Here is a 15,565-nt window from a genome sequence, read left to right as displayed (position 1 = left end):
TTCCGCGTAACCGGACCGGTAGTCTCTAGTCGTAACGACCCCCTGCTCCCCAACCTCGAGGGCCGCCATGAAGATCGCCGTCACCGGCTCGATCGCCACCGACCACCTGATGCACTTCCCGGGCCGGTTCGCCGACCAGCTCATCGCTGATCAGCTGCACAAGGTCTCGCTCTCGTTCCTCGTCGACGACCTGGTCGTACGCCGCGGCGGCGTCGCGCCGAACATCGCGTTCGGGATGGGCAAGCTCGGTCTGCGGCCGATCCTGGTGGGTGCGGTCGGCGCCGACTTCGCCGACTACCGGTCCTGGCTGGAGCGGCACGGGGTGGACTGCGACTCGGTGCACATCAGCGACGTGGCGCACACCGCCCGGTTCGTCTGCACCACCGACGACGACCTCAACCAGATCGCGTCGTTCTACGCCGGTGCGATGTCCGAGGCCCGCAACATCGAGCTGACCCCGGTCGTCGACCGGGCCGGCGGCCTCGACCTGATCCTGATCGGCGCGAATGACCCGGCCGCGATGATCCGGCACTCGCAGGAGTGCCGCACCCGTGGTTACCAGTTCGCCGCCGACCCGTCCCAGCAGCTCGCCCGGATGGACGGCTCCGACGTGCTGAGCCTGATCGGCGGCGCGGAGTACCTGCTGACCAACGAGTACGAGCGCTCGCTGCTGGAGACGAAGGCCGGCCTCACCTCCGACCAGGTGCTCGACCAGGTCAAGGTCCGGGTCACCACGCTCGGCAAGGACGGCGTGGAGATCACCGGCAAGGCGATCGAGCGGATCCACGTGCCGGTCGTCCCGGACGTGCTCGGCGAGGACCCGACCGGTGTCGGCGACGGTTTCCGGGCCGGTTTCTTCTCCGCCGTCTCCTGGGGCCTCGGCCTGGAGCGGTCGGCCCAGGTCGGCTCGCTGGTCGCGGCGCTGGTGCTGGAGACGGTCGGCACTCAGGAGTACGACATCAAGCCCACCGAGTTCACCAAGCGTCTGGCCGCCGCGTACGGCGACGAGGCAGCCGCCGAGATCGCGCCGCACCTGCCGGCTTGAAGGTAGAAACAGACTCATGGTTCTAGCAGTTTTCGCCGGCCTGCCCGGGGTCGGTAAGAGCACCCTGGCCGCCGGCGTCGCCTCGGAGTTGCCGGCGGCCGTGCTCGCCGTCGACGTCGTCGACTTCACGTTGCAGCGCTACGCCGTGCAGGAGTCCCGGCCCGGCTTCGCCGCGTACGGCGTGGTCGCCGCGCTGGCCGAGGAGCAGCTCCGGATCGGCCACCACGTGATCATCGACGCGGTCAACCCGGTGAAGGCGGCCCGCGATCTCTGGGTCGACCTGGCCGAGCGGATGGACGTGCCGCTGCGCGTGGTCGAGGTGATGTGCGGTGACGACCTCGAGCACCGCCGCCGCGTCGAGGCGCGGTACGCGGCCCGGGACCACGAGGGCGTGCCGGACTGGGTGCGGGTGCTGGAACGCCAGACCGAGTACGAGCCGTACCTGGGCCCGCGCCTGGTCGTCGACACGTTCCTGGCCAAGGACCCGGTCCCCCCGGTGGTCAGCTACTTGAGGTGATCAGCTGGTCCTCAGGGGTGTCTCCGCCGTGCGGAGACACCCCTGAGTGCTAGCTAGCTCACCCTGCGCACGTCGAAGGTGTCGTCGTGGCCCGCGACGAACTCCTGGCCCTTCATGCGGCACCAGGCGGGGATGTCGTTGGCCGCGGCCGGGTCGTCGGCGAGCACCCGGACGATCTCGCCGATCGCCACGCCGGGCAGCGCCTTGGCCAGTTTGATCACCGGCAGCGGGCAGCGCTGCCCCCGGCAGTCCAGGATGATCAGAACCCGGCCTCCTTGCGGATCTCCGCCACCAGCCCCGGCAGCACCGCCAGGAATCGGTCCACCTCGGCCGCGGTGGTGCCGCGGTGCAGCGACACCCGGACGTTGCCGTGGCTGAGCACGCCCATCGCCTCCAGCACGTGGCTCGGGCGCAGCGTCGACGAGGTGCACGAGGACCCGGACGAGACGGCGAACCCGCGCCGGTCCAGGGCGTGCAGCAGAGCCTCGCCGTCGACGTAGAGGCAGCTGAAGGTGACCAGGTGGGGGAGCCGGTCGACCGGATCACCGACGATCTCCACGTCCGGTACGGTGGCCGCGACCCGGTCCCGGATCTGCTCGACCAGCGCGCTCAGCCGGACCGCCTCGGCCTGTGCCTCCTCGGTCACCGCGCGCAGGCTGGCCGCCGCGGCGACGATCGCCGGCAGATCAGCCGCGCCCGAGGGTCGCGGGCGATAAAGATCATCCTGTGGAGTGGGTGAGATCCATCGCACCCCTTTGCGGACGACCAGCAGACCCACCCCGGGCGGCCCGCCCCACTTGTGCGCGCTGGCGCTCAGCAGCGACCAGCCGGACGGCAGCGGAACCCGGCCGGCCGACTGCGCCGCGTCCACGAACAGCGGCACACCGGACCCGGCGCAGGACGCCGCCGCCTCGGCCACCGGTTGCACCGTGCCGACCTCGTGACTCGCGCTGATCAGGGCGGCCAGGGCCACCCCGGGCGCGGCCACGGCGGTCGCCCAGGCGTCCAGGTCGAGGCGCCCGAGCCGGTTCACGCCGACCTCAGTGGTCTCACCGGCACCGGCCGCGTGCAGCACCGCCGAGTGTTCGATCGCCGAGTGCACCAGGACGCGGCCGGCCCGCCTGCGCCCGGCGAGTCCACCCAGCACAGCAGCCTGGGCGGCGGCGGCGCCGGAGGGCCAGAAGGAGAGCTCGTCCGGGCGTACCCGAAAGATCTCCGCAACCACCGCGGTCGCGGCCTCCTGCAGCTGCTGGGCCCGCCGGCCCGCCGCGTAGAGGCGGGCCGGATCGGCCCAGCCGTCGGCGAGCGCCGCGAACATCGCTTCCCGGGCGACCGGATGCAGAGGCGCCGCGCTGGCGGCGTCCAGGTAAACCGGTGGCCCGGCCGGATCGCCTGTGTAATCCACACCGAGAACGGTATCGTCCGGTTGACTGGAGTTTCGGGGAAGGCCGCGCATGTGGATCTTCTTCGGAGGCCGGGTGCCCGCGGTTCCCGCGGACCCGGGTCAACGCCCCCCGGTGACGGGCGGTCCGTTCTTGGTCGAGTAATGTGCGACCGTCAGTGAGCCTTGCCGCCAGGTGTCCGATTCGGGCAGGGCGGCGCTGCTAAGGAGGCATAAGCAGGTGGGCGCAAGGAGTTCGGCCACACGGCCGCGGGCACTAGGCCGGGCGGCCGGGCTGGGTCTGGGCGCCGCGGCGCTGCTGACGCTGCTGTCGGGGTGCTCGCTCGAGGACGTCGGAAGCAAGTTCGGCCACTTCGGATGGCCCGGACCGGGTGTCAGCCTGCAGGCGCACAAGATGTACGACCTGTGGATCGCCTCGGTGATCGCGGCGCTCGTCGTCGGCATCGGCGTCTGGGGCCTGATCTTCTGGTGTGTGATCCGGTATCGCAAGCGCGGCGACGAGCTGCCCGTGCAGACCCGGTTCAACATGCCGATGGAGGTCCTTTACACGGTCACGCCGGTTCTGATCGTCGCGGTGCTGTTCTACTACACCGCGATCGTGCAGACCGATGTGGACAAGCTTTCCAAGAACCCGGATCAGATCGTCCAGATCACCGCGTTCAAGTGGAACTGGGAGTTCGACTACCGCGACGGCATGGGCACCGAGGCCAAGACCGTGACGTCCACGGTCGGTTCCTCGGACGTCATTCCGATCCTGGTCGTGCCGACCCACGAGAAGATCCGCTTCGAGGAGACCAGCAAGGACGTCATCCACTCGTTCTGGGTGCCGGAGCTGCTGTTCAAGCGGGACGTCATGCCGGGCAACGTGCGTAACGTCTTCGAGGTCACGGTGGACAAGGAAGGCCGGTACGTCGGCCGCTGCGCCGAGTTGTGCGGCACCTACCACGCGTTCATGAACTTCGAGATGGTCGCTGTCACGTCGGAGAACTTCAAGAAGTTCCTGGCGGCCAAGACCACCGGTGGCAAGACGACGCAGGAGGCGCTCGTCGAGATCGGGGAAGACCCGTACTCGACGAAGACGCAGCCGTTCGACACCCGCCGGGGCACGCACAGCTGGAACCAGGGTGGCGAAACCGTCGCCGCGGGGAAGTAGGGGTTTGACGTGAGGACCGAATACAAGATCTTCGCTGGGGTCGCCCTGTTCCTCTTCGGTGCGGCCGCCGTCTACGGCTTCTACACCCACGGCCAGCAGCACCAGGTCGAATGGGTCGGCACCGTGGCGCTGGTCATCTCCGGCCTGCTCTGCTCGATGTGCGGTGGCTTCTTCTGGTTCGTCGCCCGGCGCATCGACCTGCGCCCGGAGGACCGTGAGGACGGCGAGATCGCCGAAGGCGCCGGCGAGCTGGGCTTCTTCAGCCCGGGTAGCTACTTCCCGTTCGGCATCGCGCTCGCTGCGGCGGTTGCCGGCCTGGGTCTGGTCTTCTGGATGTGGTGGCTGATCGCTTTCGGTCTGATCGCGGTCATCTTCACGTCCTGCGGCATGCTCTTCGAGTACTACTCGGGCACTCGGCAGGCCGAGCACTGAGGCTGGTCAGAACGTAGGAAAGCCCGCGTCTCCCGGAAGGGAGGCGCGGGCTTTTCGCTGTCCAGGTCAGGCGGCGGCGGTGCGCTGCTGAGGGGCGATCCGGCGGGGACCTTTCGCCCCCGGGTCCATCCACAGGTGGACGACGATCGGGGCGATCACCTCGGCCGCCCCGCAGCGGGTGCAGACCAGCTCGGGGCAGTCGTCGTGCCCGTCGTCGCAGGGCGGCGTCTCGAAGAGCATGTCGCCGTCACAGATGACGCAGCGCTGTTCGCGTTCGTACACGGGCTTCTCCTTCATGGGGAAGGTGGGATTACCCGAATGTCATTCAGACGCTGTCATGCCGATCGGGTGATGCCGAGCATTGCCCGCGGCGTGTTGCGGTCTTTTTCCGGATTTTTCAGCAGGTAGTGCCTTATTCGGCGGCCTTGGCCGCCTGCGCCGCCGCGACCCAGCGCTCCAGCAGCGCGGTGGTGGCGCCGGAGTCGATCGCCTCGGCGGCCCGGTTGATGCCGGCCCGCATGGTGTCCCGGAAGTCGCCCGGAAAGCCACTCTGCGCCGCGAACGCGGCCGCGGCGTTGAGCAGCACCGCGTCCCGCACCGGGCCGCTCTCTCCGGCGAACACACGCCGCGCCACGTCGGCGTTGAACGCGGTGTCGCCACCGCGCAGCGCGCCCGGCTCGCTGCGTGGCAGGCCCAGCTGGGTGCTGTCGACGAGCAGCTCCTCGACCTTGCCGTCCCGGGCCAGCCAGAGACGGGTCGGCGCGGTGGTGGTGAACTCGTCCAGGCCGTCCTCGCCGCGCATCACCAGCGCCGAGTCGCCGCGCCGGGCGAAGACCTCGGCCATCACCGGTGCCATCCGCGGGTCGAAGCAGCCGACCGCGGCCGCCGTCGGCCGGGCCGGGTTGGTCAGCGGGCCGAGCACGTTGAAGAAGGTGGGCACACCCAGCTCGCGCCGGGTGACCGCGGCGTGCCGCATGCCGGGGTGGTAGCGGGCCGCGAAGCAGAACCCGATGCCGGCCTCGGCGACCGTCCGGTTCACCCCGGCCGGCCCCAGGTTCAGCGGGATGCCGAAGTGCTCCAGCAGGTCGGCGGTGCCGGTGGTGGAGGAGGCCGAGCGGTTGCCGTGCTTGACCACCGTCACCCCGGCGGAGGCCGCCACGACGGCCGCCATGGTGGAGATGTTCACCGTGTTGGCCCGGTCGCCGCCGGTGCCGACCACGTCGACCGCACGGGTGCGGGTTTCCTCGGGCAGCACCACCAGCGTGGCGTTGGCGAGCATCGCCTCCACCAGGCCGGCCAGCTCGGCCGGTGTCTCGCCCTTGGCGCGCAGCGCCACCGCGAAACCGGCGATCTGGGCCGGCGTGGCGTTGCCCGCCATGATCTCGCCCATCGCCCAGGCCGTGTCCGCGGTGGCGAGTTCCTCGCCACGCAGCAGGGAACTCGTCAGATTCGGCCAGGTGCGTGCGCCCATGGCGGGGCCTCCGTCGGGGGGTGGTTCGTGCAGTCGGTCAGTTGGGGGGCAGAGCACCCAGCGGGACCACGCCGGCCCGGCGGGCACGGAGCAGGCCGGCGACCGTCTGACCGGTGGTGACCGGGTCGAGCGGGGCCAGCAGAGTCGCGTCGGCCTGTGCGTACGCCGCGAGCCAGCGGTCCGCGGCACGGGCGATCACGACACAGGTGGGCGGGGGATCCTGATATTCGTCCTTGGTCTGCCGGGCGATGCCCAGCCCGCCGGCGGGGGTCGCCTCGCCGTCGAGCACCATCAGGTCGATCTCGTAGTCGTCGAGCAGCCGACGGCAGTCCTCCCAGGTGGAGGCGTCAGTGAACTCGACCGAGAGATCGGCCGCCGGACGCGTGCCGATGGCGAGCCGGATCCGGTCGCGCACCGCAGGGTCGTCGCTGTATAGCAGAACGGTGTACTGAGTCGTGGTGGTGTCGCTCATCTTTGTGCCCCACTTCACCTCGTAAGTCCCGCCGATCGTACCGAATCTGTTATCCGGCGTCGGGGGCCGGGCGCGTGGCGCTCTCCGGTGATGTGAATTTGGCCGCCGCGGCGGCCTCCTCCATCTCCACGCGGTCCAGTGCGCGGTCGACCCGGCGGGCCTCCCGCTCCGACTGGCGGATCCACTGGATCACCAGGATCCCGAGCATGGTGACGCTGACGATCTCGCCGCCGGCCCACAGGATGCCGCCCGCCGTGACCTGGTCGGAGTGCGGATCCATCCAGGCCAGGTGCAGGTTCGGGTACCAGTCGCCGCCGAGCAGCTCACGGGCCTGCATGATGGTCAGCCCGAGCACGGTGTGGAACGGCACGGAGAGCACCATCAGCAGCGCCCGCCCCGGGTACGGCCACCGGTTCGGCAGCGGGTCCAGCCCGAGCAGCGGCCAGAAGAACAGGCACCCGGTGATCAGGAAGTGCACGTGGATGAACTCGTGCAGCCAGCCGTGCTCCAGGGTCAGCCGGTACAGCCCGGTGAAGTAGAGGATGAACGGGTTCGCGATGAACAGTCCGAACGCGACCAGGGGAAACGTCAGCACCCGGACGTACCGGCTGTGGATCACCGCGAGCAGGACCTTGCGTGGTCGCTGGTGCAGCACCCGCAGGGCCAGAGTGGTCGGGGCGCCCAGGGCCAGGAAGATCGGCCCGATCATCGAGAGCACCATGTGCTGGACCATGTGCACCGAGATCAGCGTGGTGTCGTACGCCTCGATGCCGGTCACCGACACCGCGGCGATCGAGCCGAGTCCACCCGCGACGAACGCCACCGTGCGGCCCTGCGGCCACTCGTCGCCGCGCTGCCGGAGACGCCGGACCCCGTACAGATAAAGGGCTGCCGAGACCAGCAGGCCCACCGCGATCAGGCTGACCAGGTTGAACTGGGTGAAGATGGCCGCCGCGGTGAACGGTGGGAGTCCAGTATCCCGGGCGACGTCCGCCAGCGGGGCGATTTCGACTGACTGCACCACTCGAAGCTAGACCTACCTGCTGGTCACCGAATATTCCCCCTGCCCACGATGCCGGATTAGGGACCCCGCCTGACCTTGGACCTTCGGCGGGGGAATAATGAGCCCGTGACAGCGGCAGCCATCGACAAGAGCCGGATCCACTCGCTGACCAGACCGAACATGGTCAGCGTCGGGACCATCGTGTGGCTCTCCAGCGAGCTCATGTTCTTCGCGGCGTTGTTCGCCATGTACTTCTCCATTCGGGCGGCTGCACCAGAGCTGTGGGAGAAGCACACCGAGGCGCTCAACATCCCTTATGCGACGACGTTCACGGTGATCCTGGTCCTCTCCTCTGTGACCTGCCAGCTGGGCGTCTTCGCGGCGGAGAAGGGTGACGTGTTCGCGCTGCGGCGCTGGTTCACGATCACCTTCGTGATGGGGCTGATCTTCGTGCTCGGCCAGGCGAACGAGTACCGGACACTCGTCAGCGAGGGCGTCAAGCTCAACGGTGACGGATACGGCTCGATGTTCTACCTGACCACGGGCTTCCACGGCCTGCACGTGACCGGCGGCCTCATCGCCTTCATCGTCTACATGATCCGCACGACGATGGGCCGGTTCACCCCGGCCCAAGCGACGTCGGCGATCGTCGTGTCGTACTACTGGCACTTCGTCGACATCGTGTGGATCGCGCTGTTCGCCATGATCTATTGGCTTCAGTGAACCTAGCGCCGCAGGCGAGGATCTCTAACCACACCCAGAGGGACATAGCCCATGACTTCTGACACCCCCGCCCGCAGGCGTGCCCGGGTGTTCTCCCGGCGCCGCGGCGCGCCCAGCCGGGCACGCCGGCGGATCGGCGCGGCGGTGCGCATGCTCGCGGCGCTCGCGCTCGCCGGCGGCGTTTACACCGCTTTCACCCCGGGCGCGTTCGCCGAGGACAACACCCCACTCTCCACCGCGGCACAGCAGGGCAAAGAGCTCTTCGACAACAGCTGCATCTCCTGCCACGGGCGGGACGGGCAGGGTGTCGAGGCGCGCGGCCCGAGCCTGATCGGCGTCGGTTCGGCCTCGGTCGAGTTCCAGGTGGGCACCGGCCGGATGCCGATGACCCGCCAGGAGGCCCAGGCCGAGCAGAAGGCCCCGCAGTTCACTCCGGACGAGACCAAGCAGATCGCGCAGTACGTGCAGGAGATCGGTGGCGGGCCGGAGATCCCGGCCGGCGAACTCACCGAGGACCTGAAGGCGAACCCCGACGCGCTGGCGCGCGGTGGCGAGCTGTTCCGGGTCAACTGCACCTCCTGCCACAGCTTCGGTGGCGCCGGTGGCGCGCTGTCGTCGGGCAAGTTCGCTCCGAGTCTGGGCGACGCGACCCCCGAGGAGATCTACGCGGCCATGCTGACCGGCCCGCAGAACATGCCGGTCTTCGGTGACAACCAGATCTCGCCGGACGAGAAGCGCGAGATCATCACGTACATCCAGACCCAGATCCAGGACGACAAGGACCCGGGCGGCGTGTTCAACCTGGGCCGCTACGGCCCGGCGACCGAGGGTGTGGCGATCTTCCTGATCGGTATCACCATCCTGGTCTTCACGTCGCTCTGGATTGCGGGGAAGTCATGACGGCGCACCACGGCGCGACCGCCGAGCCGGTCGACGTGAACGATCCGAAGCTGACGCGCTTCGACATCGTCAAGGAAGGCCTGCGGCGCGATGACATCGAGATCATCACGTACGAGTCGCAGTTCCAGGGGCCGAACTCGAAGGCGGAGAAGCGGGTAGTCCGCAACATCTCCTTCCTGTTCCTCCTGTCCGGCCTGTTCGCGCTGGTCTTCCTGGTGTCCTACATCGTCTGGCCGTGGAAGTTCGAGCTCGGCCACACGCTGAGCGACTACTACACGCCGATCCTGGGTGTGAGCCTCGGCATCTCGCTGTTCGTCCTCGGCATCGCGATCCTGGCCTGGGCCAAGAAGCTGCTGCCGCACGAGGTGTCGATCCAGCAGCGGCACGGCGACCCGTCCAGCGACGACGAGCGGCTGATCACCGGTCAGACCGCGATGTACGTCGCGGACGAGCTCGGTGTGGCGCGGCGCCCGCTGCTCAAGGGCGCGATCGGCCTCGGCCTGGCCCCTCTCGGCCTGGCCGCGGCGGCCCCGCTGGTCGGCGGTCTGATCCAGAACCCGCACCGGGACGCCGAGCCGATGATGTACCACACCGGCTTCGACCCGAAGACGAACGGCGACAAGCTGGTCCGGCTGACCCGCGACGACGGAACCCCGATCCGTCCCGACGACGTCAGCGCAGGCGGTCAGATGACCGTCTACCCGGGAGTTCCCGGCGGCGCCACCAACAAGTTCGCCGACTCGCCGACCCTGCTGATCCACCTGCGGGCCGACGACGCGGAGAAGACCCGCGTGGCGGCCGACGGTGACAAGAACGGGCGCAACAAGGGTTCGATGTGGGGCAACTACGTCGCCTACTCGAAGATCTGCACGCACGCCGGTTGCCCGGCGAGCCTGTACGAGCAGCAGACCAACCGGCTGCTCTGCCCGTGTCACCAGTCGCAGTTCCTGATCACGGACAATGCGCAGCCGATCTTCGGCCCCGCCACCCGGCGTCTGCCGATGTTGCCGCTGTCAGTGGACGACGAAGGTTTCTTTGTGGCAACGTCTGACTTCAAGGACACTGTCGGACCCGACTTCTGGGAGCGGCCGTGAAACGCCGAAAGTTAGATCCAGCCGAGGCAACCGCCAATTTCGCCAAGGGCGCCGATGACCGCTTCCAGGCGGCCACCCCGCTCCGCGGCCTGCTCAACAAGGTCTTCCCGGACCACTGGTCGTTCCTGCTCGGCGAAATCGCGCTGTTCTCGTTCATCGTGCTGCTGCTCAGCGGCGTCTTCCTGACTCTCTTCTTCGACCCGTCGATGAAGGAGATCGCATACGAGGGCTCCTACCCGGCACTGCGCGGCGTCGAGATGTCGGCGGCGTACGCGTCCTCCCTGCACCTCTCGTTCGAGGTGCGCGGTGGTCTGTTCATGCGCCAGATGCACCACTGGGCGGCGCTGCTGTTCATGGCGTCGATCGTGGTGCACATGGCCCGGGTGTTCTTCACCGGCGCGTTCCGCAAGCCGCGTGAGATCAACTGGGTGATCGGCGTCCTGCTGTTCCTGCTCGGGTTCCTCGCCGGCTTCACCGGCTACTCGCTCCCCGACGACGGTCTGTCCGGCACCGGTCTGCGCATCGCCTCGGCGATCATGTTGTCCATCCCGGTCGTCGGCACCTGGGTCTCCGCGGCGATCTTCGGCGGCGAGTTCCCGGGCGAGTTCATCCTCGGCCGGTTCTACATCGCGCACGTGCTGCTCATCCCGGGCATCCTGCTCGCGCTGATCAGCGTCCACCTGGGCATCGTGTTCAAGCAGAAGCACACCCAGTGGGCGGGTCCGCTGCGGACCAACGAGAACGTGGTCGGCGAGCGGATGTTCCCGCGGTACGCCATGAAGCAGGGCGGCTTCTTCATGGCCGTCTTCGGCGTCATCGCGCTGATGGCCGGCCTGTTCCAGATCAACCCGATCTGGCTTTTCGGGCCGTACCGGGCTTCCGAGGTCTCCTCGGCCAGCCAGCCCGACTGGTACGTCATGTTCATGGACGGCCTGGTCCGGCTCATGCCGAACTGGCAGATCTACATCCCGTTCGGCGACGGTTACAGCATCCCGCCGCTGTTCTGGCCGGCCGTGGTCGGCCTCGGCGCGCTGTTCACGCTGCCGATGGCGTACCCGTGGCTGGAAGCTCGCAAGCTGAAGGACACCCGCAGCCACCACCTGCTGCAGCGGCCCCGGGACAACCCGGAGCGGCTCGGCATCGGCATGATGGCGCTGGCGTTCTTCACCGTCGCGACGCTCTCCGGCGCCAACGACGTCATCGCGGACAAGTTCCACATCAGCCTGAACGCGATGACCTGGGCGGGCCGGATCGGCCTGCTGGTCCTGCCGCCGCTGGCGTACTACATCTCGGTGCGGATCGCGCTCGGTCTGCAGCAGCACGACCGGGAGGTGCTGGCGCACGGTGTCGAGACGGGCATCATCCGGCGACTTCCGAACGGGAAGTTCGAGGAGATCCATCAGCCGCTCGGGCCGGTGGACGAGCACGGACATCCGGTGCCGCTCGAGTACGCCGGGTGGGTCGTGCCCAAGAAGATGAACAAGATCGGTGCCCTCGGGCCGGCGGTCAAGGGATTCTTCTTCCCGGTCGAGGCTCCGGCGGAGACTCCGGTTTCCCCGGCTCCCATCGGGTCCGCGAAGAAGGAAGAGATTTCCGCCAAGCGGTGAGTGTTCGTGGTCTCGGCCCGTCGGCGTTCTGCGCCGGCGGGCCGATTCGTTTCCGGACCGGCGTGATCAGCCGGGTCGAGGCAGGCTTTCCGCTTGCGGCTCAGAGCCTGCTTTTGTACGGGGATAGCATGAGCCGACTGTGGTTTTCTGGGTGAGGAGATGTTTCGGTGAATACCGCGATTGTGCACATCGACTGTGCTACCGACTCGATTCCTGAGGTGGCGGAGGCGCTCGCGGCGCTCGAGGGGGTCAGCGAGGTCTACTCGGTGGCGGGGAACGTGGATCTGATCGCGATCGTCCGCGTCCCGAGGTTCGATGACATCGCCGAGGTGATCGCGGGGCGGATCTCCAAGACGCCCGGGGTGATCAACACCGAGTCGCACATCGCGTTCCGGGCCTACTCCAAGCACGACCTCGACGATGCGTTCGCGATCGGCCTGCCCGACGCCGATTAGGACTGGCGGGTGGCCTGGATCGTCAGGCCGTTGGTGGCCCTGATCGCGTCCGTGAGGGATTCGCCGGGGGCGACGGTGGCGCCGGGCCAGATCACGCTGCGGGTGATCGTGCCGGCGACCTGAGCGCCCGCGCCGATCACTGACTCCGTGGCGGTGCCGGTGAGGGTGGCGGTGGGGTCGAGCAGAGTGCTCCCGCCGGCGGCGTGGAGATTTGCCGTCAGGTAGTCGGCGGGGGTGCCGGTGTCCAGGTAGTAGCCCTCGTATGCGATGAGCTCCAGGGCGCCTTCCGATTCGGCGGGGCGCCAGGCGGTGCGGACCAGGTTGTCGGACTGGTCGGGCAGATCGGTGACGTAGCGCCACGGGAGCAGGGAGAAGCCGGCGAAGCGGTTGCCGCTGAAGCCGCCGGTGTCGCCCGGGAAGCAGGGCTTGGTGAGCATCCGGACCGTGTCGCCGGACCAGCCCGACAGCAGGGCGGCGATGTCCTTGCCGGGGTCGCGGAACGGGTCGGCCAGGTAGGCGTCCGCGTTGCCGACCAGGACGCCCCGGCCGTCGATCCAGCTCCGCAGCCGGGCCACACCGCCGGAGGTGCCCAGCGGGCCGTCCGGTTCGGGGGAGAGATGGGCCCGGCCGGTGGCGTGCGTGATCACCTGGTCGGCCAGGTACGCCGCGTTCACCGCGACCCGGTCCGGGCCGGTGAGACCCAGCCCGGCCAGCCGGCGCAGGGCGTGATCGAGCAGCGGAAGGTTGCCGACCGGGCAGAGCGCCTTCGGTACGGCCCCGGTGAGCGGGCGCAGGCGCTGGCCCTCGCCGGCGGCCAGGACGATGCCGCAGATCTCCGGAGTGGTCATCGCGGGGGAGGTCACCTCTGCGGTCACTGGGCCGAGTCGCGGGTCGGCGCCGGGGTGGACGACGGAACCGAGGCCGGCAGCTGACCCGCCCGCGGGCCGATGCCGTAGATGCCGAGCAGCCGCTCGGTGGGCCAGGTGAGCCGGGGCAGGTCGTCGACCGGGAACCAGTTCGCCTCCAGGACCTCGCCGCCGTCGACGATCAGCGGAGTGCTGGACGCGGGCACCCAGCCGAACCAGACCATGTCCACCGAACCGGCGCTCGGGTGGACGATCGCGTTCGGATTGCCGGGGATCAGGTCACCCGGCTCGACCCGGACACCGGACTCCTCGTGCAGCTCGCGGGCCGCGCCGACGGCGGGCATCTCGCCGCGCTTGAGCAGACCGGCCGGCAGACCCCAGGCCCGGCCCGGCGGCTGACGCAGCAGCAGGATCCGGTCGGTGCCGGCCGCCTCCGCGTCACGGATCACCGCGACCGCGCCGACCAGGTATTTCGGGGAGACCGCCCGGGCCACCTGACGGCGGACCGGCAGGGGCAGCCCATAGAACACTTGGTATGCCAGGCCACGCACCCGCCGAGAGATGTTCACCCGCCCAAGGCTAGCCGGGCCCGCGGCGTGTCTCAGTCCGGGTGGTCGACCATGGCGATGAGCTGCTCGACCACCGCGTCCGGCTCCACGGTGCGCTCGCAGACCGCGACCAGCAGGGTCTCCAGGTCGGGGTAGCCCATGTCTTCGGCGAGCCGGCGCAGCGGCACCTCACTGGCCAGGCCGCGGTCGTGCTTGCGCAACGTCAGGCCGATCGTCGCGCGGCCCAGGCGCACCTTGTCGTTGATGCTGATACCGGGCTCGTTCCGCTCGTCGAAGAAGCGGTTGATCTGCATCTGGGCCTGGCTGGACTTGACGAAACCGAGCCACTCCTTGCGGGGGCCGCGGGACGAGCTCGGCTCGTTCTCGACCTGACCGTCGGTCTCCGAGAAGATCTCGACGACGTCGCCGTCACGGAGGGGGGAGCTGAGTGGAGCGAGGCGACCGTTGATGGTCGCAGCGATACATTGATCGCCCTTCTGCGTGCCCAGTTCGTACGCCAGATCGACCGGGGTGGAGCCGCTGGGTAACTCGTACGCGTTGCCGTGGGCGAAGACCGTGATCTGGGCCTCGGCGAGGTCACATCGCAGCGAGTCGAGGAACTGGGCCGCGTCGGTGGTGTCCTGCTGCCAGTCGAGCACGCGTTTCAGCCAGGTCAGCTGGTCGGAGCCCGGCGGCTCGTCGGACACCTTCGGATATCGGTAGCTGGTGGCGACGCCGTACTCGGAATACCGGTGCATGGTCTGTGTCCGGATCAGCACCTCGACCAGCCGACCCTCCGGGCCCACCACGGTGGTGTGCAGGGACCGGTAGAGGTTGTTCTTCGGCGAGGCGATGAAGTCCTTGAACCGGCCGGCCACCGGGCGCCATCGGCCGTGGATCGCGCCGAGCGCGGCATAACAGTCGGTCTCCGGGCCGTCCACCACCACCGCGATCCGGGGCAGGTCGAGCGGCACCGCGTGGCCGCCGGCGACCGTGTCCTTCCAGATCGAGTAGTAGTGCCGGGGACGGGCGGTCACCTCGGCGTCGACCCGGGACCGGCGCAGCGCGGCGCGGGCCTTGGCGGAGACGTCGGTGAGGTACTCGTTCCAGCCCGGGCGGTTCTTGACGTGCTCCTCGATCCGGGCGAACGAGTCCGGCTCCAGGTGGTAGAGCACCACGTCGTCGAGGTCGCGCTTGAGCGCCTGGATGCCGAGCCGGTCACAGAGCGGGACCAGCACGTCCAGCGTGGCGTTGGCGATCCGGGCCCGGGACGCGGGGGAGCGGGCGCCCAGCGTCCGCATGTTGTGCAGCCGGTCGGCCAGCTTGATCACCAGCACCCGGACGTCCTTGCCGGCCGCGACGATCATCTTGCGGATCGTCTCGCCCTCGGCGGCCTTGCCGTAGAACGCCTTGTCGAACTTGGTCACCCCGTCGACCAGGTGGGTCACCTCGGCGCCGAAGTCACCCTCCAGCGCCTCCAGCGTGTAGCTGGTGTCCTCCACCGTGTCGTGCAGCAGCGAGGCGACCAGGGTGGTGGTGTCCATGCCCAGCTCGGCGCAGATCTGCGCGACGGCGAGCGGATGCGTGATGTACGGATCACCGGACTTGCGGAACTGGCCGCGGTGCATGCTCTCGGCGATCGCATAACTGCGGCGGAGCAGGGCCACGTCGGCCGACGGATGGATGCTGCGATGGGTCCGGGCCAATTCGGAGACCGGATCGTCGTCATTGCCCTGGAAGCTCAGGAACGAGCGGAGCCGCTGGGTGAGGCTCAGCGGGCTCGCGGACCCGACCTGAGACGGGGTGGCCGGCAGGGCACGACCGAGAGCGGCGCCGTGGCCGGCGTCGACGTCCACCCGGACACCCCCTCACCGATC

At 68.9% G+C, this 15,565-nt stretch carries 18 protein-coding genes; 9 read left to right on the top strand and 9 right to left on the bottom strand.

Going from position 1 to position 15,565, the window contains the following annotated elements:
• Positions 1 to 67 precede the first annotated feature (67 nt).
• Complete coding sequence (locus ADL15_RS42770; RefSeq protein WP_067704715.1) at positions 68 to 1,045, top strand: carbohydrate kinase family protein; 978 nt, start codon at positions 68 to 70, stop codon at positions 1,043 to 1,045.
• A 16-nt stretch (positions 1,046 to 1,061) separates the two neighbouring features.
• A complete protein-coding gene (locus ADL15_RS42765; RefSeq protein WP_067704712.1) occupies positions 1,062 to 1,562 on the top strand; it encodes an AAA family ATPase in 501 nt (166 codons plus the stop codon).
• A 53-nt stretch (positions 1,563 to 1,615) separates the two neighbouring features.
• On the opposite strand, the gene ADL15_RS42760 is transcribed toward ADL15_RS42765, so the two are convergent.
• Both ADL15_RS42760 and ADL15_RS42755 read right to left on the bottom strand, forming a co-directional pair.
• On the bottom strand, positions 1,616 to 1,825 hold the full coding sequence (locus ADL15_RS42760) for a sulfurtransferase TusA family protein (protein ID WP_067704960.1): 210 nt from the start codon (positions 1,823 to 1,825) through the stop codon (positions 1,616 to 1,618).
• A complete protein-coding gene (locus ADL15_RS42755) occupies positions 1,822 to 2,967 on the bottom strand; it encodes a cysteine desulfurase family protein (RefSeq protein WP_067704710.1) in 1,146 nt (381 codons plus the stop codon). Before ADL15_RS42755 ends, ADL15_RS42760 begins: the two co-directional genes overlap by 4 nt.
• 217 nt (positions 2,968 to 3,184) lie before the next feature.
• Between ADL15_RS42755 and ctaC the strand changes: the two genes are divergently transcribed.
• Together ctaC and ADL15_RS42745 are read left to right on the top strand one after the other, a co-directional pair.
• Complete coding sequence (gene ctaC, locus ADL15_RS42750) at positions 3,185 to 4,117, top strand: aa3-type cytochrome oxidase subunit II (RefSeq protein ID WP_067704707.1); 933 nt, start codon at positions 3,185 to 3,187, stop codon at positions 4,115 to 4,117.
• A gap of 9 nt (positions 4,118 to 4,126) precedes the next feature.
• Entirely contained in the window at positions 4,127 to 4,549 is a 423-nt protein-coding gene (locus ADL15_RS42745; protein ID WP_067704705.1) for a cytochrome c oxidase subunit 4, read from the top strand.
• A gap of 66 nt (positions 4,550 to 4,615) precedes the next feature.
• On the opposite strand, the gene ADL15_RS42740 is transcribed toward ADL15_RS42745, so the two are convergent.
• The 4 genes from ADL15_RS42740 to ADL15_RS42725 form a co-directional block, all read right to left on the bottom strand.
• Complete coding sequence (locus ADL15_RS42740; protein ID WP_067704959.1) at positions 4,616 to 4,831, bottom strand: hypothetical protein; 216 nt, start codon at positions 4,829 to 4,831, stop codon at positions 4,616 to 4,618.
• 130 nt (positions 4,832 to 4,961) lie between these two features.
• Positions 4,962 to 6,020, bottom strand: a complete 1,059-nt coding sequence (gene trpD / locus ADL15_RS42735) for an anthranilate phosphoribosyltransferase (protein WP_067704703.1) — start codon at positions 6,018 to 6,020, stop codon at positions 4,962 to 4,964.
• A gap of 37 nt (positions 6,021 to 6,057) precedes the next feature.
• Entirely contained in the window at positions 6,058 to 6,492 is a 435-nt protein-coding gene (locus tag ADL15_RS42730; protein WP_067704701.1) for a response regulator, read from the bottom strand.
• A gap of 49 nt (positions 6,493 to 6,541) precedes the next feature.
• On the bottom strand, positions 6,542 to 7,513 hold the full coding sequence (locus ADL15_RS42725; protein ID WP_067704957.1) for a cytochrome c oxidase assembly protein: 972 nt from the start codon (positions 7,511 to 7,513) through the stop codon (positions 6,542 to 6,544).
• A gap of 108 nt (positions 7,514 to 7,621) precedes the next feature.
• Here ADL15_RS42725 and ctaE point away from each other — a divergent pair, with 108 nt between their 5' ends.
• The 5 genes from ctaE (at position 7,622) to ADL15_RS42700 (ending at position 12,274) form a co-directional block, all read left to right on the top strand.
• Positions 7,622 to 8,218 carry an aa3-type cytochrome oxidase subunit III gene (gene ctaE, locus ADL15_RS42720; protein WP_067704698.1) on the top strand — a complete coding sequence of 199 codons (597 nt, stop codon included), beginning with the start codon at positions 7,622 to 7,624 and terminating at the stop codon, positions 8,216 to 8,218.
• A gap of 51 nt (positions 8,219 to 8,269) precedes the next feature.
• The gene (gene qcrC / locus ADL15_RS42715; protein WP_067704696.1) at positions 8,270 to 9,118 is read left to right on the top strand and encodes a cytochrome bc1 complex diheme cytochrome c subunit; all 849 of its coding nucleotides are present in this window, start codon (positions 8,270 to 8,272) and stop codon (positions 9,116 to 9,118) included.
• Positions 9,115 to 10,212, top strand: a complete 1,098-nt coding sequence (gene qcrA, locus ADL15_RS42710; RefSeq protein ID WP_067704691.1) for a cytochrome bc1 complex Rieske iron-sulfur subunit — start codon at positions 9,115 to 9,117, stop codon at positions 10,210 to 10,212. Before qcrC ends, qcrA begins: the two co-directional genes overlap by 4 nt.
• Positions 10,209 to 11,819 (top strand): cytochrome bc1 complex cytochrome b subunit, encoded by a 1,611-nt coding sequence (qcrB, locus tag ADL15_RS42705; protein WP_067704688.1) that lies wholly within the window; start codon positions 10,209 to 10,211, stop codon positions 11,817 to 11,819. The genes qcrA and qcrB overlap by 4 nt, the downstream gene beginning before the upstream one ends.
• Positions 11,820 to 11,986: 167 nt before the next feature.
• Complete coding sequence (locus ADL15_RS42700; RefSeq protein WP_067704684.1) at positions 11,987 to 12,274, top strand: Lrp/AsnC family transcriptional regulator; 288 nt, start codon at positions 11,987 to 11,989, stop codon at positions 12,272 to 12,274.
• Here the strand turns inward: ADL15_RS42700 and ADL15_RS42695 are convergent.
• From ADL15_RS42695 to ADL15_RS42685, 3 genes are read right to left on the bottom strand one after another with little or no spacing between them, the layout of a single operon-like run.
• On the bottom strand, positions 12,271 to 13,122 hold the full coding sequence (locus tag ADL15_RS42695) for an NTP transferase domain-containing protein (RefSeq protein WP_067704955.1): 852 nt from the start codon (positions 13,120 to 13,122) through the stop codon (positions 12,271 to 12,273). The genes ADL15_RS42700 and ADL15_RS42695 overlap by 4 nt on opposite strands.
• A gap of 23 nt (positions 13,123 to 13,145) precedes the next feature.
• The gene (locus ADL15_RS42690) at positions 13,146 to 13,709 is read right to left on the bottom strand and encodes an NUDIX hydrolase (protein WP_083972448.1); all 564 of its coding nucleotides are present in this window, start codon (positions 13,707 to 13,709) and stop codon (positions 13,146 to 13,148) included.
• A gap of 32 nt (positions 13,710 to 13,741) precedes the next feature.
• Entirely contained in the window at positions 13,742 to 15,544 is a 1,803-nt protein-coding gene (locus ADL15_RS42685) for a RelA/SpoT family protein (protein WP_067704678.1), read from the bottom strand.
• Positions 15,545 to 15,565: the final 21 nt, after the last annotated feature.

The organism is Actinoplanes awajinensis subsp. mycoplanecinus, from assembly GCF_001509495.1.
Lineage (GTDB): Bacteria > Actinomycetota > Actinomycetes > Mycobacteriales > Micromonosporaceae > Actinoplanes > Actinoplanes palleronii.
Note: the sequence above shows the minus strand (reverse complement) of the source record. Positions and strands in the feature narration are given on the sequence as shown.

Excerpts from the sequence above, each read along its gene's own strand:
- ADL15_RS42770 (WP_067704715.1), top strand. The coding sequence starts at position 68 with ATGAAGATCGCCGTCACCGGCTCGATCGCCACCGACCACCTGATGCAC.
- ADL15_RS42765 (WP_067704712.1), top strand. The coding sequence starts at position 1,062 with ATGGTTCTAGCAGTTTTCGCCGGCCTGCCCGGGGTCGGTAAGAGCACC.
- trpD (WP_067704703.1), bottom strand. The coding sequence starts at position 6,020 with ATGGGCGCACGCACCTGGCCGAATCTGACGAGTTCCCTGCTGCGTGGC.
- ADL15_RS42730 (WP_067704701.1), bottom strand. The coding sequence starts at position 6,492 with ATGAGCGACACCACCACGACTCAGTACACCGTTCTGCTATACAGCGAC.
- qcrC (WP_067704696.1), top strand. The coding sequence starts at position 8,270 with ATGACTTCTGACACCCCCGCCCGCAGGCGTGCCCGGGTGTTCTCCCGG.
- qcrA (WP_067704691.1), top strand. The coding sequence starts at position 9,115 with ATGACGGCGCACCACGGCGCGACCGCCGAGCCGGTCGACGTGAACGAT.
- ADL15_RS42695 (WP_067704955.1), bottom strand. The coding sequence starts at position 13,122 with ATGACCACTCCGGAGATCTGCGGCATCGTCCTGGCCGCCGGCGAGGGC.